This window comes from Oceanicaulis sp. UBA2681 (assembly GCF_002354675.1).
Lineage (GTDB): Bacteria > Pseudomonadota > Alphaproteobacteria > Caulobacterales > Maricaulaceae > Oceanicaulis > Oceanicaulis alexandrii.
Genome location: NZ_DEMB01000003.1, coordinates 335,774 through 359,694 on the forward strand (window position 1 = coordinate 335,774; position 23,921 = coordinate 359,694).

General features: G+C 63.3%; 23 protein-coding genes and 2 tRNA genes. 14 read left to right on the top strand and 11 right to left on the bottom strand.

Annotation, left to right across the window (positions count from 1 at the left end; genetic code table 11):
- Positions 1-111: 111 nt before the first annotated feature.
- Both B3M53_RS02375 and B3M53_RS02380 read right to left on the bottom strand, forming a co-directional pair.
- A complete protein-coding gene (locus B3M53_RS02375; protein ID WP_286799589.1) occupies positions 112-1,497 on the bottom strand; it encodes a S41 family peptidase in 1,386 nt (461 codons plus the stop codon).
- A gap of 64 nt (positions 1,498-1,561) precedes the next feature.
- Positions 1,562-2,149 (bottom strand): TetR/AcrR family transcriptional regulator, encoded by a 588-nt coding sequence (locus tag B3M53_RS02380; protein ID WP_273019461.1) that lies wholly within the window; start codon positions 2,147-2,149, stop codon positions 1,562-1,564.
- Between the two features lie 101 nt (positions 2,150-2,250).
- Here B3M53_RS02380 and B3M53_RS02385 point away from each other — a divergent pair, with 101 nt between their 5' ends.
- Positions 2,251-2,988 (top strand): TlyA family RNA methyltransferase, encoded by a 738-nt coding sequence (locus B3M53_RS02385; protein WP_273019463.1) that lies wholly within the window; start codon positions 2,251-2,253, stop codon positions 2,986-2,988.
- Here B3M53_RS02385 and B3M53_RS02390 read toward each other — a convergent pair.
- On the bottom strand, positions 2,982-3,815 hold the full coding sequence (locus B3M53_RS02390) for a hypothetical protein (RefSeq protein WP_273019465.1): 834 nt from the start codon (positions 3,813-3,815) through the stop codon (positions 2,982-2,984). The two genes, B3M53_RS02385 and B3M53_RS02390, sit on opposite strands and share 7 nt — an antisense overlap.
- A 286-nt stretch (positions 3,816-4,101) precedes the next feature.
- A complete protein-coding gene (locus tag B3M53_RS02395; RefSeq protein WP_273019467.1) occupies positions 4,102-4,692 on the bottom strand; it encodes a hypothetical protein in 591 nt (196 codons plus the stop codon).
- Here B3M53_RS02395 and B3M53_RS02400 point away from each other — a divergent pair.
- The gene (locus B3M53_RS02400) at positions 4,672-5,274 is read left to right on the top strand and encodes a hypothetical protein (protein WP_273019469.1); all 603 of its coding nucleotides are present in this window, start codon (positions 4,672-4,674) and stop codon (positions 5,272-5,274) included. The two genes, B3M53_RS02395 and B3M53_RS02400, sit on opposite strands and share 21 nt — an antisense overlap.
- Positions 5,275-5,381: 107 nt before the next feature.
- A complete protein-coding gene (locus B3M53_RS02405; RefSeq protein WP_273019471.1) occupies positions 5,382-6,653 on the top strand; it encodes a class I SAM-dependent RNA methyltransferase in 1,272 nt (423 codons plus the stop codon).
- A 111-nt stretch (positions 6,654-6,764) separates the two neighbouring features.
- Here B3M53_RS02405 and aroC read toward each other — a convergent pair whose 3' ends face one another.
- Both aroC and B3M53_RS02415 read right to left on the bottom strand, forming a co-directional pair.
- The gene (gene aroC / locus B3M53_RS02410; RefSeq protein ID WP_273019473.1) at positions 6,765-7,853 is read right to left on the bottom strand and encodes a chorismate synthase; all 1,089 of its coding nucleotides are present in this window, start codon (positions 7,851-7,853) and stop codon (positions 6,765-6,767) included.
- A 61-nt stretch (positions 7,854-7,914) separates the two neighbouring features.
- Positions 7,915-8,508 carry a J domain-containing protein gene (locus B3M53_RS02415; RefSeq protein ID WP_022701760.1) on the bottom strand — a complete coding sequence of 198 codons (594 nt, stop codon included), beginning with the start codon at positions 8,506-8,508 and terminating at the stop codon, positions 7,915-7,917.
- Positions 8,509-8,611: 103 nt separating this feature from the next.
- Between B3M53_RS02415 and pdxH the strand changes: the two genes are divergently transcribed.
- On the top strand, positions 8,612-9,280 hold the full coding sequence (gene pdxH, locus B3M53_RS02420) for a pyridoxamine 5'-phosphate oxidase (protein WP_273019475.1): 669 nt from the start codon (positions 8,612-8,614) through the stop codon (positions 9,278-9,280).
- A gap of 63 nt (positions 9,281-9,343) precedes the next feature.
- Entirely contained in the window at positions 9,344-10,165 is an 822-nt protein-coding gene (locus B3M53_RS02425) for a DUF1499 domain-containing protein (RefSeq protein WP_273019477.1), read from the top strand.
- A gap of 12 nt (positions 10,166-10,177) precedes the next feature.
- Here B3M53_RS02425 and B3M53_RS02430 read toward each other — a convergent pair whose 3' ends face one another.
- On the bottom strand, positions 10,178-11,077 hold the full coding sequence (locus tag B3M53_RS02430; protein WP_273019480.1) for an MBL fold metallo-hydrolase: 900 nt from the start codon (positions 11,075-11,077) through the stop codon (positions 10,178-10,180).
- Entirely contained in the window at positions 11,074-12,009 is a 936-nt protein-coding gene (locus B3M53_RS02435; protein WP_273019481.1) for a hypothetical protein, read from the bottom strand. The genes B3M53_RS02430 and B3M53_RS02435 overlap by 4 nt, the downstream gene beginning before the upstream one ends.
- A gap of 466 nt (positions 12,010-12,475) precedes the next feature.
- On the opposite strand from B3M53_RS02435, the gene B3M53_RS02440 reads away from it, so the two are divergent.
- Positions 12,476-13,408, top strand: coding sequence for an ABC transporter permease (locus tag B3M53_RS02440; RefSeq protein ID WP_022701766.1), 933 nt, complete (start codon positions 12,476-12,478; stop codon positions 13,406-13,408).
- Complete coding sequence (locus B3M53_RS02445) at positions 13,408-14,313, top strand: ABC transporter permease subunit (protein WP_022701767.1); 906 nt, start codon at positions 13,408-13,410, stop codon at positions 14,311-14,313. The genes B3M53_RS02440 and B3M53_RS02445 overlap by 1 nt, the downstream gene beginning before the upstream one ends.
- 70 nt (positions 14,314-14,383) lie before the next feature.
- On the opposite strand, the gene B3M53_RS02450 is transcribed toward B3M53_RS02445, so the two are convergent.
- The gene (locus B3M53_RS02450) at positions 14,384-15,001 is read right to left on the bottom strand and encodes a hypothetical protein (RefSeq protein WP_273019485.1); all 618 of its coding nucleotides are present in this window, start codon (positions 14,999-15,001) and stop codon (positions 14,384-14,386) included.
- Positions 15,002-15,198: 197 nt separating this feature from the next.
- Here B3M53_RS02450 and B3M53_RS02455 point away from each other — a divergent pair, with 197 nt between their 5' ends.
- Together B3M53_RS02455 and B3M53_RS02460 are read left to right on the top strand one after the other, a co-directional pair.
- Entirely contained in the window at positions 15,199-16,818 is a 1,620-nt protein-coding gene (locus B3M53_RS02455) for a peptide ABC transporter substrate-binding protein (RefSeq protein ID WP_022701769.1), read from the top strand.
- A 22-nt stretch (positions 16,819-16,840) separates the two neighbouring features.
- A complete protein-coding gene (locus B3M53_RS02460; protein WP_273019488.1) occupies positions 16,841-18,238 on the top strand; it encodes a DUF3667 domain-containing protein in 1,398 nt (465 codons plus the stop codon).
- On the opposite strand, the gene B3M53_RS02465 is transcribed toward B3M53_RS02460, so the two are convergent.
- Positions 18,235-20,028 (bottom strand): S49 family peptidase, encoded by a 1,794-nt coding sequence (locus tag B3M53_RS02465; protein ID WP_273019490.1) that lies wholly within the window; start codon positions 20,026-20,028, stop codon positions 18,235-18,237. The genes B3M53_RS02460 and B3M53_RS02465 overlap by 4 nt on opposite strands.
- A 206-nt stretch (positions 20,029-20,234) precedes the next feature.
- Positions 20,235-20,311: transfer RNA gene (locus tag B3M53_RS02470), tRNA-Pro, on the bottom strand.
- A gap of 152 nt (positions 20,312-20,463) precedes the next feature.
- On the opposite strand from B3M53_RS02470, the gene B3M53_RS02475 reads away from it, so the two are divergent.
- The 5 genes from B3M53_RS02475 to B3M53_RS02495 form a co-directional block, all read left to right on the top strand.
- Positions 20,464-20,538, top strand: a tRNA-Gln gene (locus B3M53_RS02475).
- A gap of 572 nt (positions 20,539-21,110) precedes the next feature.
- Positions 21,111-21,872, top strand: a complete 762-nt coding sequence (locus B3M53_RS02480; RefSeq protein ID WP_273019492.1) for a DUF3450 domain-containing protein — start codon at positions 21,111-21,113, stop codon at positions 21,870-21,872.
- Positions 21,873-21,894: 22 nt separating this feature from the next.
- Positions 21,895-23,292, top strand: coding sequence for a MotA/TolQ/ExbB proton channel family protein (locus B3M53_RS02485; RefSeq protein ID WP_273019493.1), 1,398 nt, complete (start codon positions 21,895-21,897; stop codon positions 23,290-23,292).
- A 12-nt stretch (positions 23,293-23,304) separates the two neighbouring features.
- A complete protein-coding gene (locus B3M53_RS02490) occupies positions 23,305-23,826 on the top strand; it encodes a MotA/TolQ/ExbB proton channel family protein (protein ID WP_022701774.1) in 522 nt (173 codons plus the stop codon).
- Between the two features lie 3 nt (positions 23,827-23,829).
- Positions 23,830-23,921 (top strand): ExbD/TolR family protein (locus tag B3M53_RS02495; protein WP_286799624.1); only part of this gene is annotated, 92 nt, incomplete at its 3' end.

The following is a 23,921-nucleotide window of genomic DNA, read 5'->3' on the forward strand; positions in this document are numbered from 1 at the left end:
CGCCCTGATGGGCGCGCCGGGGCGGCGCCCCAACCTGCTGCTGCGCGTCGGCAGAGGCCCCGCGGCGCCGCGCTCGCTGCGGCGTTCGGTCGAGGCGGTGATCGAGCCGGCTTAACCGCCCTCGATCATCCCGACCACGCGCTCGATCGCAGCTCTATGGCCGGCGACGGGGGCGGCCTCGGGATAGATGTCGACCATGATGGCGGGCGGAAGGCCGCGGCCTTCAAATACGGCGCCTGACCCGTCTTCAAACACTTCGTTGGACAGTTCCAGATACCAGCCATTGGGCAAGGGTTTGGCGAGCGGCGTGCTGAACGCGCCGCGCGTGACCCCGCCCACATGAACCACATTGGGCAACTGACGCAGCATCATCGTGGTGATTTCTCCGCCCGACACCGTCACATCGCTGGTCATCACATAGACCGGGCCTGAATAGCGCACGCCGTCATGGGGCGTTATCTCATAGTCTTCCGTCGCTTCGGGGACGCCGGGAACGCTGACGCGATAGCCGAGAAACGCCTCATCAGTGAAGCGGGCCGCAATGGCGCGGGTGACAGCGTCATAGCCGCCGCGATTATTGGACAGGTCCAGAATGATCGCCTGATGATCCGCAAACCGGGTGAGGGCGTCATCAAGAATGTCAGAGAGCGCGGCAAGCTCGGCCTGTGACCATTCAAGGCTTCCCGGCGTGTGCTCAGTGGTGAAGCCGCCCATGGTGAAGATCTGGATGTAGCCGATCGGCGCGCCGCTTTCGGGCGTGATCTCGCCCACGATCACCCGGTCGGCGATCAGCTCGGCGCCGGGGTCGAGCACGTCGTTGAAGAGCTGATCGACAAGACCATTGAGCCAAGCGCCTTCGCCCATGCCGTTCCGGATCATCGGCAAGGTGGCTCCAAGGCCTGCCTGGGCGCGGCGCGGTTCACCGTCCACCATCCCGATCAGCTTGGTGTGGGAATCGCCCAGCGGGTCCAGAAGGCCTGCCAGCACAGCCCACAGCGCCGCTTCGCCCATGCCGTCCTGCACATGAGGATGAGCCGCCGCGATTTGTGCATCCCAGTCCACGCCGCGCGCATCAAAGAAGCTGTAATGCCGGGCCATCACGCTGGCGAAAACATCAAAGATTGCGGTTTCCGTGGTCAGGTCTTCTGCGCCGCAAGACGGAGGCAGGGCGTCCAGCCGCTCAAAAGAAGCCGAGGCGTCGCCCGGCAGGTAATTGAGGCGGATGGACTGGCCGTCGCGCGACGGACGGAACAGCTGGTATTCCACCTGGCCCATCATCGGCGTGCTCTCATCGGGCGCCGGGCTGGCGTAACAGCCTGCTGGGGTGTCCTGCCAGCGGGTGATCCCGGTCGCGTTGATGTCGAGAATCCAGCCCTTTTCCCGGCTGTACCAGACGCCGTGTGCCCGGACATCGAGCGTTCCGTCATTTGCGAAGATGGGTTGAGCGCTCTGGGCGCTGCTCAATAGCGCGACAGCAAGACTGATCAACAGAAACATCACTGGAACCTCAAAAGTGACCGTGGTCATCTTCTTGGGGTGGCGGTCGTTTTTTGTCAAGCAATCAGGCGGCCGCCAGCGATATAAGCGTGCGGATGCGGTCCTTGAGCGCGTGATGAAGGTCAAAGCTTTCACCCGTGCTCAGCCATTGGCGGATCACGCCTGTCACCGCAGCGATGTACAAGGCCGACAAAGCCTCGGCCTCGATGTCAGATCTGACCTCTTGACGGTTCTGGGCGTCTTTAACCCAGGCGGTCGCCTGATCCAGCACGCGAAGATCAGCGTCGCGTTCGGTGCGCTGGATATCTTCGGATTGCGGGGCGTAGGCATGTTTGGCGCGCCAGAGCACGGGTTCGGAACTTGCGAGCGAGACGGCGTTCTCCGCCATGACCTGAAGGCTTTCAAGGAGCGGCCGGACCGCGCCTGCGCTGGATTGCAGCTCAGCGGTCTGCATCGCGTCTTCATACCAGGCCGCCAGAACATGCGCCTTGGTGGGAAAGTGATTGAAGAACGTCCCCTTGGCGACGCCCGCCGCCTTGCAGATGGCGGCTACGGAGGCGTCTTCATAGCCTGCTTTGCGGAACTGGGTCAGGGCGGCGTCATAGAGCGCCTGACGCACCTGGGCTTTCTTTGTGTCTCGTAATCCGGTCATCCCATAGATATGCCGCAAATCATGACTGCGGTCATCCAGTCTGCTGATTTGGGTTTTGCGGCGCATTTGGATACAACCAGCCGCCGGAGCACGAGGACGCAATGCGCGCAGACAAATATCTTGTTGAGCAGGGGTATTTCGATACCCGCGCCAAGGCGCAGGCGGCGATTGCGGCGGGCAAGGTGATCGTCAACGGCGAAGCGCTTCGCAAAGCCTCCCAGACCGTGCCTGCTGGCGCCGAGGTGCAGGCGGAGGCCGCCCATCCTTATGTCAGTCGGGCGGCGCTGAAGCTTGTGGAAGGGCTGGATGTCTTCGGCGTCGATCCGGCGGGTCGGGTCTGTCTGGATGTGGGCGCCAGCACGGGCGGTTTCACCCAGGTTTTGCTCGAGCGCGGCGCCCGGCACGTCATCGCGGTGGATGTGGGCCGCGATCAGCTGGATGCGGCGCTGAAAGGCGATCCCCGCGTGCTGAGCCTTGAAGCGACCGACGCCCGCACGCTGACGCTCGATTCGATCGGCGGCGTGGCGCCGGACCTCGTGGTCTGTGACGCCAGCTTCATCAGCCTTGAGAAAGTGCTCGCCCGTCCGCTGGAGCTGGCGGCGCCGAAGGCGGAATTGATCGCGCTGTTCAAACCCCAGTTCGAGGTCGGCCCCAAGCATGTGGGCAAGGGCGGCGTCGTGAAGGATGAGGCGGCGGTGGATCGCGCCAAAGAAAACGCCCGCGCCTTTTTGGCGCGGGCGAGTGTCCCGGTCGAGCGGGAGACTGGCAGTCCTATCCGGGGAGGAGACGGGAACTGCGAATATCTGTTCTACGGCGCCAAGGCCGTCTCGGATCAGTAGGTCGAGGCCGGGCGCCAGACGCCGTCCGCGCCCTGGCACATCCAGGTCACAGAACCATTGCTTGAGCCCATATTGCGGCAGGCGCCGCCCGGCTGGGCGTTGGATGGAGCGCCGGAGCTGGCGGTATAGCTGCGCGCCTGAGAGGCAGGCTGGGATTGCGGTTGGTAGGGCTGATCGAGATAGGGCTGGGCCGGCTCGTCATAGCCATAGCTTTCCCCGCCCAGAAGCTCGCCTTGCGACGCGGAGGAGCTACGATAGGTGCGCTGGTCATAGCCCTGATCGTAACCCTGATCATAGCCGCCCTGATAACCGTTATTCTGATAGCCGCCATTCTGGTAGCCTTGATCGGGATAGGCGTAACCCCCCTGATCATAGCCGCCGCCATAGCCGGCGTTGCGCAGATGCTCGCACCCATTGCCGCGCCCGGAAATGGCTGCGCCGGCGAGGGCGCCCAGACCGGCGCCGGCCAGAACCGCGCCGTCATTGCCGTCTTCCTTGTAGCCGCGTCCACGGTCATACCGGTCGCCGCGACGATAGCCGCGCCCGTAATAATCGCGATGACGGTCCCGGCCGCGATAATTGCGCTCGCGATCCCGGTCCTGTCGATCATCATGCACTTCTGCGCCGATCACCGCGCCAAGAACGCCGCCGATCACAGCGCCCGCCACCTGGCGATTGCGCTGGGAGGCCACGCAGGCCTCATAGCTTTGCGGGGCCGAGGAGGCTGAATTGTTGCGATAGGTCTGCGCCTGGGCGCCAGTGGCGGCCAGCGGCAGAAGCAGGGCGGCGCCCGTCAGGGCGGAGACTGCAAAACGCGAACGGATCATGAGGAAACCCTCCAAGTCTGACGCCGCAGCGCCGGTTTGTTACGTTGCCAACACCCTACACGCTCCGCCATGAGCGCTAGATGAACGGGCATGGTTTATTGTTTCTGAAGGGAAAAGCAGACGCCGGATGACAAAACGGGCCCGCCATAAAGCCATGGCGGGCCCGTTCCTGTCCCCGGATCCCGTCCCCACAGGATCCAGGCGTCCCGACCCGGTTAGAGCGACCGGTCGAAACAGCATTCAGGCGCGAGAGAGTGTGCGCCTGAGCGCGAAATCATAAGCGCGGTTACTGGCGGCGCGCCACCTCCCACCGGCCATAGTTGTCCTGACACATGCGGACGCGATCGTATGAGACCTGACCGTTGGGCAGGAAGATTTCCGCATCCCCCCAGCGGCACTGACGCGGACCCCAGCTATGGTAATCGCCGGCGCGGACCACGCCGCGGACGCCCGAATACGGGTTGGCCCAGTAATAGGGCTGGTCGGTGGTGAAGGCGGAATGCAGGCCGTAGCGATACTGGCCGCGGTCGCAATCATTGAGCGATGCGCCGAGACCCGCCCCGATCAGACCGCCCGCAAGATAGGCGCCGCCATCGCCGTCACCCAGCGCGCCGCCGAACAGCGCGCCGATCAGGGCGCCCGCGACCAGGGCGTCGCCATCGGTGCGGCAGAACTGGTCGGTATAATAGAACTGGTGGCTGTTATAATGGCGATAGCGGTCATGATAGCGCCAGTTGCGGCCATAGGAAGGGCGGTGATTGACCGAATAGTGCACGACCCGGCGCGGCGGCGGGCTATAGCGGTTATGGCCCCGGCGGTCATGATTGTAATAGCGGCGCTGGTCGCGACGATAATCATGTCGCGCATCGCGGCGCACGTCCCGGCGATACTCCCGGCGCGCCTCACGCCGCACATCCCGGCGGTATTCGCGTCGGGCTTCACGACGGGCGTCTTGACGAATTTCCCGCCGGACTTCGCGGCGGTGTTCCCGGCGATCCTCACGCCGCGCCTCGCGACGGTGTTCCCGACGATCTTCGCGCCGCGCCTCACGGCGGTCCTCACGACGACCTTCGCGGCGGGCGTCTCTACGGTCTTCGCGCCGGGCTTCACGCCGCGCTTCGCGACGTTCGCCGCGTTGATCGCCTCGCGCCTCCCGGCGGCGCTCCTGACGCCCTTCTTCACGATTGCCGCCCCGACCGCCACGCGCATCACGTCGCTGTTCGCGTCGGTCGCCACGGGCTTCGCGTCGCCGTTCCTGTCGATCAGCGCGGCGTTCCTGGCGTTCTTGTTCAAAACTGGTGATCGCGGCGTCTGCGGCGTAGGCGGAGGGCGCGAGAAGCAGGCCTGGCGCCACGATCGCGGTCGACAACAGGCATGTAGCGGCGAGGGTTTTCAGGCGCATGAGCTGGGCCCTTTCCTGTGCTGCGGCGGGAATCCCCGCTTGGTAAACAAACCTTAAAAAATCCAAGCTGAGCGGGACATGAACAGTATTGTCAGAAAAGGGGCGGGCGCTTGTCTTGCTCTGCGCGCTTGACCGCGCAGCCTGCGCCCGGCATTGGCAAGGCTATGAACAGACGTCGCACCACCGCCCCCAAACCCGTCCATGTTGAAACCCTGATCGCGGAGAGCCTCGGCGCGCGCGGAGACGCCGTCATGGACGGCCCTGTCTTCACCCCCGGATTGCTGCCCGGCGAGGCGGCGAAAGTGGAGGTTCAGGGCCAGCGCGGCCGCGTGCTCGAACGCCTGACACACAGCCCGGACCGGGTCGAGCCTTTCTGTCCGGTGGCCGAACGCTGCGGTGGCTGCTCGCTGCAGCACTTTGAAGAGAGCGCCTATCGCAGCTGGAAACGCCATCTTGTGGTGGATGCCCTCCATAAAGCCGACGTTCAGGCTGAAGTGCGTACGCTGGTGGACGCCCATGGCGAAGGCCGCCGCCGTCTGACGCTGCATGCGCAACGCTTCGGCGCCAAGCTGGTGGTGGGTTTCGCCGAGCGCGCGGGCGACAAGATCGCTGACATTACGGATTGCCCCGTGGCGACGCCCGGCCTGCGCGCCTCGATCCCCGGCCTGCGCAAACTCGCCGAAGTGGCGACGCCCAAAAAGGGCCGGATCGACATCCACGCGCTTGATTGCCAGCCCGGCCTCGACATCTCGGTGCATGGCGTCAAGGAAATCAGCCTCAATCTGCGCGAAGCGGGTGCTGAGCTTGCGGGCAAGTATAACTGGACCCGCGTCACCATTGGCGATGATCCGCTGATCGAGTTTGCAGCGCCGGTCGTCAAGTTCGGCGACACCAAGGTCACCCCGTCGCCGGGCGGTTTCCTGCAAGCCACCGCCGAGGGCGAGGCCGTGCTGGCGGGACTGGTGGATGAAGCGGTGAACAGCCTTGAGGGCAAAGGCCCGTTCAAGGCGGCGGACCTGTTCGCGGGCGCCGGCGCCTTCGCCCTGCGTCTGGCGCGCACCATGCCGGTGCTGGCGGTTGAGGGCGATAGCGGCCTTCTGCGCGCCCTTCAACGCGCCGCCCAGCGCACGCCGGGGCTGAAGCCCGTGGATGCGCGGGTGCGCGATCTGGCGCTGGAGCCGATCACCCCCAAAGAACTTGAAGGCTATTCGCTGGTGGTCATGGATCCGCCGCGTGCGGGCGCCAAGGCCCAGGCCGAGCGTCTGTCAGACAGCATGGTTCCGGTGATCGTCTCGATCAGCTGCAACCCCTCAACCTTCGCCCGCGACGCCGCGATCCTGATCGAGGGCGGCTATCGGATGGGCCCCGTCACCCCGGTCGACCAGTTCAAATGGACCGGCCATGTGGAGTCGGTTGTGGTATTTAGGCGTAGATGAGCTGAATTCCCGGGCGAGCATCGCGAAGACCCGGGATCTCCCTCCACGAATAGCGCCTTATCCTGATGGAGGCCCCAGCTCTGCGCTGCGCTTGGCCGGGGTTTCAAGCTTTTACCGATACGCCGCAGCGCGCAGTTTGTGATCGGCGAGCACAAGGGCGGCCATGGCCTCGGCCACCGGCACGCCGCGAATGCCGACACACGGATCATGGCGGCCCTTGGTGACCACTTCGGTTTCCTGAAGGTCCTTGGTCAGGGTCTGGCGCGGAATGCGGATCGAGGAGGTGGGCTTGATCGCCACGCGGATCACCACATCCTGACCGGTGGAAATGCCGCCCAGAACGCCGCCATTATTATTGCTCAGGAACTCAGGCTGACCGTCAGCGCTCAGGCGCATCTGATCCGCCGCGTCTTCACCGCGCTGGGCGGCGGCGTCGAGCCCGGATCCGATCTCGACGGCTTTTGCCGCGTTGATCGACATCATGGCGTTCGCCATGTCTGCATCAAGCTTGCCATAGACCGGCGCGCCCCAGCCGGCGGGCACGTTCGAGCACACCACTTCAATCAGCGCGCCGACCGAGCTGCCGTCCTTGCGGATCTGATCCATATCGGATTCCCAGAGTTTGGCGGTTTCGGCGTCCGGGCAGAAGAAGTCGTTCTCGCGCACCTGATCCCAGTCCCAATGTGACCGGTCGATCTTGCGCTCGCCGATCTGGACGAGGGCGGCGCGGATCGTGATCTCATCGCCCAGCACCTTGCGCGCGACCGCGCCGGCGGCGACGCGGGCGGCGGTCTCACGCGCCGAGGAGCGCCCGCCGCCGCGATAATCGCGCACGCCGTATTTGGCGTCATAGGTGTAATCGGCGTGGCCGGGCCGCCATTTGTCGCGAATGTCGGAATAATCCTTGGAGCGCTGATCGGTGTTCTCGATCATCAGCGAGATCGGCGCGCCGGTGGTGACCTGACCGCCTGTGCGCTCGTCTTCAAAGACGCCGGACAGGATTTTCACTTCATCGGCTTCGCGCCGCTGGGTGACATGGCGAGACGTGCCGGGCTTTCTCAAATCCAGCCAGGGCTGGATGTCGCTTTCCGTCAGCGTGATCCCCGCAGGGCAGCCGTCAATGACGCAGCCGAGCGCGGGACCGTGGCTTTCGCCCCAGCTGGTGAAGCGGAACAGGTGACCGAAGGAATTATGGGACATGGAAAGACGCCAGGCAGAAACCGTTACAAGCGCAGCACTCTAGGCGGGCTTGGCGCTGGCGTCACGCGGCGTTGCTGCCGCCGCCGCGCACCCATTTGGCGAACCGGGCGGCGGGGGAGGCTTTGACGAAGCGGTCGCAGAACGCTTTCAGGAGATTGGTGTGCGCGTCCGCATCTTCCTGGGCTTCCTCGACCTTGGTGTCGTCGAACTTTTTCTTCATCGCCGCCAGACGCTTGAGTTCGGCCTCGCCCTGCTGGTTGAGGTCGGCGTTCACCATTACATCCTGAACCTTGATGTGAACGCGCCAGAGCGGATCGCCGATGGGCACCACGACCGTGCCGTTCTTCACCGCGACCGGGATGCGGATCATCGCTTCGCGGTCATGGATCTTGATGGTGCGGATGCCGCCCTTGCGCGCTTCTTCCGGCGTGATCGTGATGTCGTGACGGCGCGGCGCAAAGCGGCGCAGGACCTCATAGGCCTTGAGCATGCGCTGGAGCTTGGCGACGGTCTGGGGATCGCCGCCCTCGGCGGTATCGGGGTGAACATCCTTGATCAGAGCGCGAAAGCGGTCACGGACGACGGAGAAATCCTCGTCGCCATCAAGGCCAAAAACCTTGTACGCCTTGACTATCGCTTCATGCGGTTCGCTCATACTGCCCATATTACACGGGTTTTATTGTCGAATCGTTGACCTGACCGCCAAGCTGACTAGGTGAGAGGTCTTAAAGCCCGTCGGGGCCGTCAGGAGACGTCTTATGAGCGACAAGTCCGTCATTCCGCCCAGCCCCAGCCAGCAAGACTATGAACAGGCCGAGGCCAATGCGCCCGAAGACATCTTCGCGCGCGAAGATCCGTTCGCTCTGTTCGAACACTGGCTTGAAGACGCGAAGAAGAAAGAACCCAACGACCCCAACGCCGTCGCGCTGGCCACGGCGGACGCGGATGGCGCGCCGGATGTACGCATGGTGCTCTTGAAAGGGTTCGATGCGCGCGGCTTTGTCTTTTATACCAACACCGACAGCATCAAGGGCTTGCAGCTTGGGGCCAACCCGAACGCGGCGATGTGTTTTCACTGGAAAAGCCTGCGCCGCCAAGTACGCGTACGCGGGCCGATCAGCCAGGTGAGCGACGAGGAAGCGGACGCGTATTTCAATTCCCGCGCTCGTGACAGCCGGATCGGCGCGTGGGCGTCCAAGCAATCGCACAAGCTGGAAAGCCGGTTCGCGCTGGAGAAAGCCGTGGCGAAATACGCGGCCAAGTTCAATATCGGCGACATTCCTCGGCCTGAAAACTGGACCGGCTTCCGGCTTGAGCCCCATCGCATAGAATTCTGGCGCGATCGGGCCTTCCGGCTGCACGACCGGATGGTGTTCGAACGGCCACAGGCGAGCGAAAGCTGGTCGGTGAGCCGACTCTATCCTTAAAACTGCAACGCACCCGGCCTACACTGGACGGACGTTTTCTCTCAGGGCGATTGGGGCTTGGTCATGATTTCGGCATTCCGCACACTTCGGCATATTGTGATCGGCCTTACGGCGGCGCTGGCCATACTCACGCCGCTCTGGTTCGCCGCGGCGGGTCTTGGAACCCGGTTCGGCTTCTGGGATTACTCGTTCGGTCTGATCCAGATGACATTTGGCTGGGGGCCGAAGCTGTTATTCGCCGCGCTGGGCGCGGGCGTCATCAGCCTGATCTTGCTGATCGCCTATCGCATCGCCTTCGGCAAAGCCAATGCGCCGGGCGCAGGCGGCTGGATCGCAGCGGTGCTGGCGATCGCCGTAGGCGCGGGTGGTCTGGGCTATGCGGGGTCGGTGCGCGAGATGGCGAGCCAGATCCCCCCCATCCACGACATCAGCACGGACACTGAAAACCCGCCGCAATTCTCCGCCGCCCTGATCGATCGGCGTGGGCCGGACGCCAATTCGGTGGATTACGAGTCCAAGATTGATCCGCGCTCCGAACGTCCGCTGCCGGAGGTTCAGGCCGAGGCCTATCCCGATATCCAGCCGATCATCGTCGGCGTCGAGCCGGAACTGGCCTATCAGGCGGCGCTCAACACCGCCCGGGATCTGGGCTGGAAAATCGGAACGGAGTCTGAAACCGCGGGCATGTTCGAAGCGACCGACACCAGTTTCTGGTATGGCTTCAAGGATGATGTGGTGGTCCGCGTGACCGCGCTGGACGAGGGCGGGTCGCGCATTGACGCACGCTCGGTCAGCCGGGTGGGCGTGTCTGATCTGGGCGCCAATGCAGCGCGCCTGAGCCGTTTTGAAGAGCGCTTGCGCGCCTCGCTGGGCGAGGGCGCCTAAGCGTCAGCCTTCTCAGGCGAGGGTGTAGCGGGTGTCGAGCCCGGGCGCGCCCTCGCACACGGCCTTGCCCTGCTCCACCAGATGGATCATGTGCGCCAGCACGGAATGGGCGGCGGCCGGGTGCAGGCGCTTGTCCACGTCCGCGTACATCACCGCGACCATGTCCTTGATGGTTTCCCGACCGTTCTGAAGCTGGGCCAGCACTTGCGCCTCGCGGTTTTCGCGATGGGCGATATAGGCCTCCAGGAACGGATCGGGCTCTGTAATCTGGGGGCCATGAGTGGGCCAGATCGTGGCGAATTTCATCGCATGAACGCGTTTGAGCTGCGCCAGGTAATCGCTCATGGACCCGTCCGGCGGGCTGACGACCGATGTGGACCAGCCCATCACATGATCGCCTGAGAACAGGGCGTTCTCTTGCCGGAGCGCATAGCACACATGGTTGGAGGTGTGCCCCGGCGTGTGAAGCGCGGTCAGCGTCCAGTCCGGTCCCTCAAACACCGCGCCATCCTCGATCTGGACATCGGGCTGGAAGCCCAGATCATCGCCCGCTTCCATGCGCACTTCGCCGCCTTCAGGCTCGGTCACCCGCGGCATGCGGCCATAGACCTTACAGCCATGCTTTTGCGCCAGCGTATGGGCGAGGGGAGAGTGGTCCAGATGATGATGGGTGACCAGGACATGGCTGACCCGTTCGCCGTCGAGCGCGGCGTCGAGCGCAGCTTCGTGCTCAGGCAGGGCGGGGCCGGGGTCCAGCACCGCCACTTCGCCTGTCCCGATAATGAACACGCCGGTGCCGGTGAAGGTGAAACTGCCCGGATTTGGCGCGATCAGCCGGCGGATGCGCGGGCTCATCTGATCACAGCGCCCGTATTCGAAGTCGAACTCGCGGACGAAGGGGATGGCGCTCATGACGAAGTCTCCACAGGGGTCAGGCGGACGTCCACATAGGCGCGCAAGGCGTGCGCCAGTTTGCGGGTCGCGGTCATTTGGTCTTTCAGGGGCAGCGCGATCGGCGGCCCCATATCGGTCTTGTTCACATCAACGATCCAGATTTCGCCCGTCCGCCGGTCGCGCAGCACGTCCAGCCCGCCCCAGTCGAGCGCCATGGCGCGGCAGAAGTTGCGGATCAGCGCGCGCTCCTCGGCGCTGAACACCGTGTCGGGGTCCAGCAAGCGCACTTCTGTGTTGTGGTTGGCGAACCGGTCGCCGAGCGGGCGGCGTTTCAGGAACACCACGCTGATTTCGCCATTCACCGTGGGACAACGCAAATCCTCGACACAGCCATCATCGGCGCAGTTATCAATCAGGCGCTGATAGGCGATCCCGGCGTCGGGCTGGACCGGGCCGGTCAGAATCTGGCCGTCATGGGCGCCGTTCAACTCGGACTTGGCGACCATCTCAGCCGTCCAGGTTTGCGGGTCGACCGCCAGAGCCCGGCCGCTGACCTGCTCAAAGACACGCGCGACTTCTGATTTGGAGGTGTCGGCGCAGACGGCGTTGAGGTGAAGACCGGCGTGCTGGCGGGACGGGGTCACCGTCGTCACGTCCTCGAAGCTGAAGTGCAGGTCCGCCTCTTCGGGGCGGCTGGCGATCCGAAGACCCGCCAGCTGGACCACCGGCCAGATCAGATACCAGGGGCGCGGACGGTCGGGCGTGAACCAGATGCGCGGCCCGTCAGCCTTGATGCGCCGCCGTTCCAATTCGATACGCGCGTGATAGCCCATCCAGGTCAGGGTTTCGCTTATGATGTCGAAATCAATGGGAATGCGCGCGCCGGTCTTGCGGACCTGCACCACATTGCCCTCCAGCTGGAAATCGCGCCACCACGCGGTCGTCGTCATTGTTTCGCCCATCCTTGATACGGTGACACGATACCCGCCCCCTGCTGATGCGCAATTCACGCTCGATCACAGCGGCGCGCTTTTTGCGTCACACATTCGTGTACGCCAGCAAGGGGAGCGTCATGACTCGACTGAACGCGGCCAGCGTCTTTGTCAGCCGACGTGTCAGATTACTGCTGATGGCGGCGGTGCTGATCGGGTGTCTGAAAGCGGGCCTGAGTGGCGCGCCGACACAGCCGCAGACTGTCATGCAGCGCTCAGCTCCGGTTCATGCGGGTGTAGATATCACTCCAGAGATGCACGCTGAACGCGCTCAAAGTCCGGACAAAGACTGACCGATTTTGAAACAGCGCACCTAGAACTTGTTGAATTCACGTCCAATTTGGGGCTCACTGCGGGTCGTCCTTGATCCTGTACTGTGTAGCCCTCACAAAGCGGACCTCATCCAGATGTCAAAAAGCGTCCCATGATCGGTTATATCGCCCGCCGCATACTCGTCGCGATCCCCACACTGCTGGTGATCATCACGCTGGCGTTTTTCATGATGCGCTTCGCCCCTGGCGGGCCGTTCGATCTGGAACGTCCCATGCCTGAACAGACCCGCCAGAACCTGCTGGCGAGCTATGGCATGGACCAGCCGGTGCCCAAGCAGTATCTCGACTATCTGGTCGACCTGGCGCAATTCGATCTCGGCCCGTCGCTGAAATTCCGCGACAAGACCGTTTCCCAGATCATCGCCGAAGGCTTTCCGGTCTCCGCCACTGTGGGCCTGTTGTCCATGGGGCTGGCGGTGTTCATCGGGACCATATTGGGATCGATCGCCGCGCTCAGGCAAAATACAGCGGTGGATTACGGAGTGGTCGGGTTCGCCACAGTGGGGATCGTCATCCCGCCCTTTGTGGTGGGGCCGATTCTGGCGCTGGTGATCGGGATCTATCTGGGCTGGCTGCCCTCAGGGGGGCTTGATCCGCGACACGGCATGACCGTGGAGCGCATGATCCTGCCGGTGATCACTCTGGCGCTGCCGCAGATCGCCATCATCTCGCGCCTGATGCGGGCGAGCATGATCGAGGTGATCCGCTCCAACTTCATCCGCACCGCGCGCGCCAAGGGGCTGAGCCCGTTCGCCGTGATCAGCCGGCACGCCCTGCGCGCCGCGATCCTGCCGCTGGTCAGCTATCTGGGCCCGGCCACCGCCGCTCTGCTGACCGGCTCCATCGTCATCGAGCAGGTCTTTTCCCTGCCGGGCGTCGGGCGACAATTCGTCTTCGCAGCGCTCCAGCGCGACTATACCGTCGTGATGGGCGTGGTGATCCTGTACGCCGGCCTGATCATCGCGCTCAATCTGATCGCGGATCTGCTGTACGCCGTGCTCAATCCAAAAGTGAAGTTCGACTGATGGTTCTGACCTCCACGCCGCAAGAAAAAGCCGAGCTCATGGAGCAGAGCGCCGTCAAGGGGCGCTCGCTCTGGGATGATGCGCGCACGCGCCTGTTGCGCAACAAGGCCGCCGTGGCCAGCCTGATCGTGCTGGGACTTCTGGTCTTCCTGGCCCTGATCGGCCCGCTCCTGTGGGTGCACGACAGCACTTTCATCTATCGCGACAAGGTGCAGATCGCGCCGACTTTCACCGATCTGCACATTTTCGGCACGGACGCCCAGGGCCGCGATCTGTTCGCGCGGGTTCTGGTGGGCTTGCGCATGTCCTTGATGGTGGGCGTGGTGGCGACCTTCGTCTCCCTGATCATCGGGGTGACCTGGGGCGCTGTGGCCGGTTTTCTGGGCGGCCGGATCGACCAGCTGATGATGCGGGTCGTGGATGTCCTGTATTCGCTGCCCTTCATCTTCTTCGTCATTATCCTGATGGTGGTGTTCGGCCGGAACATTATCCTGATCTTCGTCGCCATCGGGGCGGTGGAATGGCTGACCATGGCGCGCATCGTGCGCGGGCAGACCATCTCGCTGAAGAACATGGAATTCGTTGAGGCCGCCCACGCCGCCGGCGTGTCGCAATTGTCGATCATCCGCCGCCATATCGTGCCCAATGTGCTGGGGCCGGTGGTAGTTTATGTCACGCTGACCATTCCGGTGGTGATCCTGGCGGAAAGCTTCCTCAGCTTCCTGGGCCTCGGCGTGCAGGAACCGCTGACCTCGTTGGGCAATCTCATCTCCAACGGCGCGCGCGACATGGAGATTGCGCCCTGGACGCTGATCTTCCCGGCGCTGACCATGATGCTGACCCTGTTTTGCTTCAACTTCATCGGCGACGGCCTGCGCGACGCCATCGACCCCAAGGACCGCTAGAGGCCCTGACGGCGGACACAAAAAAAGCGGCGCTGATCCAGCGCCGCTTTTTCTTTGCCGATGGGTCGCTTTATTCCACGCGTTCGGCGCGGAAACGCCGCCTTTGGCTATTGCTCAGGCTCATGAAGTGGGCGCCGAGTACGCCGCTTTCGATATCCGCCGTCAGCCCGTCGCGCACGGCGCGGCTCGAGATGCGCGGCAGGCGGGTGGAATCGGTCTGAGCCCAGATCTGTCCGTTGGCGAGGGTGATGCGCAGCTTGCCGCCCCTCATGGACACTTCCGACACCGGAACGCCCACAAGGCTGTCGAGCGATCCGCTGGCGTTATAGGTCGCGGTGGAGCCGTCCTCGAGCGTTTCGACTTCGGCCACTTCGGTCGCTTCTTCAGAATCACGACGGCGCAACAACCCGCCCAAACGTCCGACGCTTGGCAGGTTCAGCCCGAAACTTTCGCGCTCCACTTCGCGCAAGGCGCGGCGCTCGACCACCACGATGCGGCCTGTCTCGGTCGCTTGCGCAAAGGTGTTCAGATGCTCGTCCTGACAGGCCAGACGGGCCGCGTCATCGCTCAGGGCGCGGCAGGCCAGCAAACGATTGAGCGTGTCTGACTCGCTTTGCGCCTCCTGCGCCAGGGCGGGCGCGCTCGCCGCCAATACCGCTATTGCAGCCGCAAGGGATCTCAGTTGCATGTCATATGTCCGATTTTTACTTGAATTCTCACCCATTTCCCTAGGAAATTAAGGCCACGTCAACCATAACGCTTTCATCACCCGGTGAATAATCCGGGTAAGGCGGTAGGCTCACCATCATTTATGAGAGATGATGATGTGAGACGCCAGAAATAGCTCGTAGAAGCGATAACCGATCACTGGGGAGCCTGATCATAATGACCATCACTCGACGACTAAGCCTTCTTCTCGCCGCCAGCGCATCGGCGCTGGCGCTGACAGCGTGCGGGGGCGGCGGCGACAGCGCCGATAGCGACAGTGTGGTTCTGCATCGCGGGAACGGGGCTGAACCGCTGACCCTGGATCCGCACAAGGCGTCGGGCACCTGGGAAAACAACATTATCGGCGACATGTTCATCGGTCTGTTCACCGAGAACGCTGAGGCCGAACCGATCCCGGGCATGGCGACCGATTGGAGCGTCACTGATGATGGTCTGAGCTGGACCTTCACCTTGCGCGATGCGGTGTGGAGTGATGGCGAGCCGGTGACGGCTGAAGACTTCGAATTCGCTTTCCGCCGCATCATGGATCCGGCGACGCTGGCGAATTACGCCTCGCTGCTCTATCCGATCCGCAATGCGCGCCAGGTCAACGCCGGCGAGTTGCCGCCTGAAGAGCTGGGCGTCACGGCCATCGACGAGCGGACCTTGCGCATCGATCTGGAATTCCCGGCGCCGTATCTGCCCGGCCTTCTGACCCATTACACCACCTTCCCCGTGCCTCAGCATGTGGTGGAGCAATATGGCGACGCCTGGGTCCAGCCGCAGAACATCGTCACCAACGGCCCTTACACGCTGGTGAACTGGCGGGCGAACGACTTTGTCCTGACCGAACGCAATGAGCTGTTCTGGGACAATGAGAATGTCTGCGTGGACGAAGTGTTCTACTATCCCACCGTGGACAATCCCGCCGCCGAGCGCCGGGTGCGCAATGGCGAGCTGGATCTGAATGTCGACTTCGCCGGTCAGAACCTCGACTTCCTGCGCCGTGAAATTCCCGACTATGTGCGGGTGCACCCGTATCTCGGCATCGTCTATTTCGCCTTCAACACCACCGAAGCGCCATTTGACGATCCGCGCGTGCGCAACGCCCTGTCCATGGCGGTGGACCGTGAATTCATCGCCACCGACATCCTGCGCGCCGGCCAGATCCCGGCTTACAGCTTCGTGCCGCCGGGCGTGAACGCCTATCCCAGCGATGCGCGCGTCACTTGGGAGGATGTCCCGGTGGAAGAGCGTCGCGAAATGGCGCGTGAAATGCTGATCGAGGCCGGCTATGGCCCTGACAACCCGCTGCGGTTTGAATATTCCCACCGCACCACGGGCGATAACCCGCGCGTGGCGCCGGTGGTGCAGCAGGACTGGTCGCTGATCGCAGACTGGGTGCAGCCTGAAATTGTCGGCATCGAGACCCAGATCCATTACGCCAATTTGCGCGCGGGCGATTTCTCGCTCGGCGATGGCGGCTGGATCGGCGATTACAATGACGCCTACAACTTCCTGTTCCTGGGCGAATCTGACTCTGTGCCCATGAACTATTCGCGCTGGTCCAATCCGGAATATGACGCGCTGGTTGAACAGGCGAACCGGACGCTGGATGCGGAAGAACGCGGCGACCTGCTGTCGGACGCCGAGCAGATCCTGCTCGATGACAGCCCTTACATGCCGCTGGTCTATTACGTGAACAAGGCGCTGGTGAACCCGGCGGTGACCGGTTGGGAAGACAACCTGACCCACATTCACCGCACGCGTTATCTGTGCCTGGCCGAGACCGACTGATCATGAGCTGACGGGGGCGAGGGTGAGCGATAATTTTGATCCCGCGGCGCAAGCCGTCACAGATCACGCCATTGCGATGGGCGTGGCGGCGGGCCGGGGATCAACACGTCGCAAGCCCTCGCGCCCGGCGGTTCTGCGGGCGGATACGCCTGAAGGCGTCTGCGCCAATTGCGAGACCAAGCTCGAAGGCCCGGTCTGCCATATGTGCGGGCAGGTGGATGATGAATACCATCGTCCCGTCCATGGCCTGTTTTCAGAAGTCATCGAAGGGCTGTTCGCGCTGGACGGGCGGGTGGCCCGCACCCTTCCGGCCCTCTTGCTGTTTCCGGGACGCGTCACGCGCGCCTTCCTGAAGGGCAAGCGGATGCGGTATATGCCGCCCTTCCGCCTCTACATCATCGCGTCGCTGTTGTTCTTCTTGCTGGTTCCGCTCAGCGGCAATCTCGGCGGCATGGCCAACGACATGCAGGACGGCTGGGGCAATTACCAACCCGATGGCATCGACCTGTCCGCGGCTCGTCTGGAGATCGAGGAGCAGGTCGCTTCCGGGACCATGACCGAAGAGGACGCCGAGTACGCTCTGCAGGCTCTGGAACGCATTGGCTTCTCCACCGGGCGTGAGTCCGAGTCGCAAAACACGCTGGTCACAGATACCGATTCCGGTGCGGTCTTTCACCTGACGCCTCTGGGGCCGAAAAGGCTTCAAGGATCAGAGGCGGCGATCAATCCTGACAAGGTCGCCGCAGCAGACTTCAGCTTGCCGATCGCCGAGGCGCCTGAGACGGGCGTCGCGGACAAGCTGGAAGCGCCCGTTGCCGAGACAAGCGTCGCCAATCCATTTCTAACCGGAGTTATAGCGACGCCGGATGGCGAGACCTCGGACTTTGGTCCCTTACAGGGGAATGTCTCGGGGAATAATATCCGGCAGTTCTTCGCGCCTGAGGATTTCGGCGAGCCTGCGCCGCAAACGATCTGGCCGTTGCAGATGCGTCGCTATCTGGGGGAGCGGTTCGCTCATGTGGCGGACGATCCGGGCGATTGGCTGGAATCGGCGGCGGACTGGGTCCCGCGGGTCATGTTCGCCATGGTGCCGGTCTACGCCTTGCTGCTGGGCCTGGTCTATGTGTGGCGGCGCGGCTTTTATCTCTATGACCATATGATCGTCTCGCTGCATTTTCACGCGGCGTTGTTTCTGTCCATGGCGATCCTGAGCAAGGCGAGCCTGCTGATCGGCGCGGGTTGGGCGACCCTGGCGATGATCGTCTATTCCAACGTCTATCTCTACAAGCTGCATCGCAAGGTCTACGAGCGCGGCCGGTTCCAGTCCGTCGTGCGCACGCTGACGCTGAGCATGCTTTACGGTTTCGTGCTGATGCTGGGCCTGTTCGCCGTCTTCCTGCTCGGCGCGGTTATCGGCTAGCGCGGCTGTTCGGCAGGCGCCGTCAGATCTGCTCCTTCAGCGCGTAACCGCGCCTGCTGGCGCAACAGCGCCTGAGCTTCGGGCGTTTCCAGCAGCTGGTTCAGCACTTGCGCGCTGTGCACGGTGTCCAGGCTGACGCCGAACAGCGCCTGCAAGGCCTCAAGCCCTTCAGGACGCGCCGGGAAGCGCTGCAGCCGGATGCGCTGGCTGTCGCTCAGCCCCGCCAGTGCCCGCGCCGAGGCGAGGGCGGCGTCAAACCCGCCCAGTTCGTCTACCAGGCCCAGCTCCAGCGCCTGCGCCCCCGTCCAGACCCGGCCACGCGCGATTTGCTGGATGCGCGCCAGCGGCAGATCGCGGCCTTCAGCGACCTTGAGGGTGAAATCCTCATACACATCTTCGGCCAGGCGGGCGAAATCGGCGGCCTGCGTCTCGGTCCAGGGCTGTGCGGCTGACTGAGCCAGCGTGTACTCGCCCCCCACATGAAGCGGATCAAGATTAAGCCCCAGACGGCCCAGAGCCTCATCGGCCACAAGCTTGCCGCCATACATCCCGATCGAACCGGTCAGCGTGGTGGCCTGGGCGATGATCCGGTCCGCGGGGGCGGCGATGTAATACCCGCCCGATGCGGCGGTCGCCCCCATCGAGGCGATGACGGGCTTGCCCGCCTGACGCGCGCGCATCACCGCATCCCAGATCTGGTCGGAGGCGATGGCGGACCCGCCAGGCGAGTCGATGCGCAGGATGATGGCGCGAACGGCGTTGTCGCTGGCGGCGGCGTCGATGGCGTCCGCCAGCGTGTCGCCGCCCACAAGCGGGCCGCCGCCTAGTCCCGCCTCGGATGCGCCTGTGACGATGCCGCCCTGCGCTTCAACCAGGGCGATCACGGGGGCTTGTGAGGGAGGCGGGCTCACGGGCCCTTTATGATACAGGGCGATGTCCACGATCCGGGCATTCGGGCCGGCGCGATCCAGCACGCTCTGACGGGCGGCGGCCACATGGCCCAGTCGGTCGACCAGGCCCAGATCGAGCGCCTGCTCGGCAGAATAGGGGCCCGCCTCCACAAGCGTGCGCAACCGCTCCGGGTCGATGTCACGGGACCGGGCGAGGGCGGCGAGCGCCGTGTCATGGATCGAGCCCAGCCAGCTTAATGTGGCCTCGCGATGGGCGTCGGTATAGCCGGTGCGGGTGAGGGTGTCGGCGGCGTTCTTGAATTCATGAAACTGGACAAATTGCGGCTGCACGCCGAACTGTTCGAACATCCCGCCTAGAAACAGGGTTTCAACGCTCAGGCCCACGGCCGTGAAGCTGGCGCTGTCCTGCATCCAGATCTCGTCCGCGCCGCCCACCGCGAAATACGGCAGGACAGAGCCGCCCTCGAACCCTTGCGCATGAGCGATGACGGGTTTGCCGGCGTCAGAGACGCGAGCCAGAAGGGTGTGAATCTGTTCCGCCTGTGCGGCGGGCAGGCTGAGGGTGTTGGCGCGCACGAAGACGGCGGCCACGCGCGAATCCGTGCGGGCGCGCTCCAGCGCCTGCGACAATTCTACGATGGACAGCGGTTCGGCGAAGGCGAAGGGCGAGGCGGAGGGCTGGTCCAGGCGCGGTGTTCTGAGATCCAGCTCCAGCACCATGGCGTTGCCTGTCAGAGGCGGCGCGTCTGAGCGCGCCGCGGTCTCCAGAGCCGCGCCGATCAGTCCGCCGATCAGGAAGATCACGAACACGATGCAGAGAATCGCACCAGCGATCACGCCGGCGATGGACCCGAAAAATGTCAGCCAGAATTGTTTCATACGCTTCGCGCGACGTCGCCGCGCACCCCCTTGAACCCTAACAATGTCTTAAGGGGCGCGGCGTGGCGGGTCGATATCTGGTTGTCTGGCGGCTGGCGGTTCGCGCATGAGTGTGGCGCGGAAGCGACTCGGTCGGCGTTCCGACCAACAAAAACGCGCCTTCCGGAAGGAGGGCGCGCATGTCCTGTAAACAGGGCGGGAATAACTGGTCGGAGTAGCAGGATTTGAACCTGCGACCCCTGCCTCCCGAAGACAGTGCTCTACCAGGCTGAGCTATACTCCGAACCGAGGGCGGGCTTATAGACCGAAGGCGTTGAAAAAGGCAATGACATCTTCACAGCTGGAATGCAGCTGACGAAAGTGCAGCACAGGGCGTTGCATCCTGCGTCGGGCCGGGCTAATTACCGCGGCCCGTGACCTGAGTGGTCACCCGGTTGGGGCGTCGCCAAGTGGTAAGGCAGCGGTTTTTGGTACCGCCATTCCCAGGTTCGAATCCTGGCGCCCCAGCCATACTTTTCAGACCAGATATGTAAGTATAACACGCTGTTTCAGCGTGAAACGGCGTGGCCTTGGCGCCACGTGCGCTCTCTTAACGTCTCTATCTCCATCAATTGCAGTTAATCGCAAAAGCTTTTCAGTCGCGTCATCGCGTCTGGAGCGCGAGGCGGAGCTGACGCTAAATCGCCCTTGATTCACAGGGTATTTCTGACGATGCGGTAATGTCTGGCGTCGTCGTAAAACGATGATGCTTCGTCTTTAGAAAGCTCAACAGCATCGGCCCGAGGCGGGAACGGTCGTGTTTGAGCGGTTGATCGGCGAACTCAGCCGGTGCTAGCGTTCATCCAAACTATAGAGACGGCGGACCACGCCGCGTAACAAGCAGAGGGCGACATCGCTGATGTCGGTCTCGTTTACTTATTATTGGCCCTTGGCGATCAAGGGTCATCGCGCGGTGCGCCGCGGTATTTGTGTTTTTGGGGGGCCGATACCGTCGCGGAGACGATCGGTGCACCGACAAAGCGAGGGAAACGGAGCGCGCAGTCATTGTGATCGCGCCGGCTACTGTGAGGCAAAATATGTCCATGACGTTCAAAGGAATCCGCACGACGCTTGCGGCGAGCGCCGCCGCGCTCGTCGTTGCGGGCGCTGCGCATGCGCAGCTCGACCGGGCGCTTGAAGTGGCGCGTCAGTCCACTCAGGAAGGCGCTCGCGCTCAAGATCAGATCAACGATCTGGCGGACGCCGCCGACAACGCGGAACGCGAATACCTGGCGGTTCGCGAACAGATCGAATCCCAGCGCGTCTTCATCGCGCAACAGAACGTGTTCCTGCGCTCGCAGGAAAACGAGCTGGCCGGTCTGCAAAGCCAACTCGAGCGTGTGGGCAACATCGAACGCGATCTCGCGCCGATGATGCTTGAAATGTTCAACGCGCTGGAAGACTTCATCGCGTCCGACATGCCGTTCCGCATCGATCAGCGCACCCAGCGCCTGGACAATATTCGCGAAGTTCTGGGCGAGGCGGCTGTCTCCCCGGCTGAGAAATATCGTCTGCTGCTGAACGCTTTCGAGATTGAATCTTCCTACGGTCGTTCGCTGAACGCCTACTCGGAAGAAGTTCTGGTCGACGGCGTTCCCCAGGAAGCCAACATTCTGCAGATCGGCCGCGTGGCCTTGATCCGTCAGATTGGCGGCGATCTGGCCATCATGACGCACGACAACCAGACCTGGCGTCCGGTTCCGTCGTCCATGTCGTCCAACGTTCAGCGCGCCTTCCGGATCGCGAACGAAGTGACCACCCCGGAAGTGTTCGAGGCCCCGCTGCCGGGCCCGACCGCGGGTTAATGTGAGACGGGAGAGCAAAACAATGAAACGCATTCTTACCTCGATTGCGGCCGTCTCGCTGATCGCCGGTGCGGCGTCGGCTCCGGCCTTCGCACAAGGCGACCGCGAACCGGTCTCATCCATTTCCCAGCTGCTTGAGCGCGTCCGTCAGGACAGCCGCGACGCCGCTGCGGAAAATCAGCGTCGTCTGCAGGAGTTCCGCTCCGAGCGTGACCGTCAGTCCGCGCTGCTGAGCCAGGCCCGCAACGAACTGGCTTCCCTGGAAGCCCAGTCCGAGCGTCTGCAGGCTCAGTTTGACGCCAATGACCAGCAAATCGCCGAGCTCGACGCCGAGCTTCGCGAAGCGCAAGGCGCCTTCGGCGAGCTGTTCGGCGCCGCGCGCCAGACCGCTGGCGAATTCGGTTCGATCATCGAATCCTCCATGGTGTCCGCCCAGTATCCGGGCCGCGCTCAGCCCCTGCAGGAACTGGCCCAGAGCCGCACCCTGCCGGAGCGTTACGAGCTGGACGCCATCTGGCAGACCATGATCAACGAGATGGAAGGCCAGGCTGAAGTCACGACCTTCAACGCTCGCGTGCTGGGTCTGAACGAAGGCAACCCGGTCCCCGTGACCCGCGTCGGTCCGTTCATCGCCATGGCGAATGACGGCGGCCCGCTCTTCGTGCAGTGGACCTCTGACGAGAACAACGCGGCAGCCGGCTATCGTCTGGCGAACCTGGAGCGTCAGCCCCCGGCTCGTCTGCTGAGCGCCGCCTCCAACCTGATCAACGCCGAGCCGGGCGAAATCGTCTCCGGTCCGGTCGATCCGTCCCGTGGCGGCCTGCTGCGCATCTATCGTGACGTGCCGAGCCTGTCCGAGCGCTTTGAACAAGGCGGCATCGTTGCGAAAATCATCGCAGCTCTGCTGATCTTCTCGGCGGCCTTTGGTCTGTTCCGTCTGGTGAGCCTGCTGCTGGTGAACTCGGCGATCAACGCTCAGAAGCGTCGTTCGACCGCCTCCAGCTCCAACCCGCTGGGCCGCGTGATGCTGGCCTATGAGGAAGTGAAAAACCGTCCGACCGAAACCATCGAACTGAAGATCGACGAAGCCATTCTTCGCGAGACTCCGAAGTTCGAATTTGGTCTGAACTTCCTGAAGCTGGCGGCTGGCGTCGCTCCGCTGCTCGGCCTGCTGGGCACCGTGACCGGCATGATCCGGACCTTCACCCAAATCACGCTCTTCGGCACCGGCGACCCGACCATCATGGCAGGCGGTATTTCCGAAGCCCTGGTGACGACGGTGTCCGGTCTGATCGCGGCGATCCCGCTCTTGTTCATCCACTCGTTCGCTGCAAGCTTCGCGCGCGGCGCCCAGAGTGCTCTGGAAGAACAAGCGGCAGGCATCATCGCCCGTCACGCCGAAGAGAAATCCGCAGGTTAAGGAAACAGACCTATGGATATCTCAGGCGCCCTCACAGGTCTCCAGGAATTCCTGGAACGCGGTGGTCCGATCCTGACCTGGATCATGGCCCTGACCTTCGTGATGTGGGCGTTCATCCTGGAACGCATGGCGTATTTCGGTTTCGCGCACAAAGGTGCGGCGGACCGGGCGCGGCAGGAGTGGGGCGCACGTAGCGACCACCACACCTGGAACGCTCACGCCATCCGGGATCAGCTCATTAGCGAAGTGAAGGCCAAGGCCGACCAGAATGTGGAACTGATCAAGACGCTTGTCGCGGTCGCTCCTCTCTTTGGTCTGCTGGGCACAGTGACCGGGATGATCTCGGTGTTCGACGTCATGTCGATCTCCGGTTCGTCCGATGCTCGCGCCATGTCGGCGGGGGTGGCTCGCGCCACCATCCCGACCATGGCGGGCATGGTCGCTTCCTTGTCCGGACTGCTTTTCTCCAACCAGATCGAGCGCATGGCCAAACAGAAGGTCCATGAACTCGCAGACGAGCTGGAGGTGGACTAGGCCATGCGTAGAAAAGTCAAACGCGGAAGCGATAACGCTGACGTCGATATGACGCCGATGCTGGATATCGTCTTCATCCTGCTCATCTTCTTCAT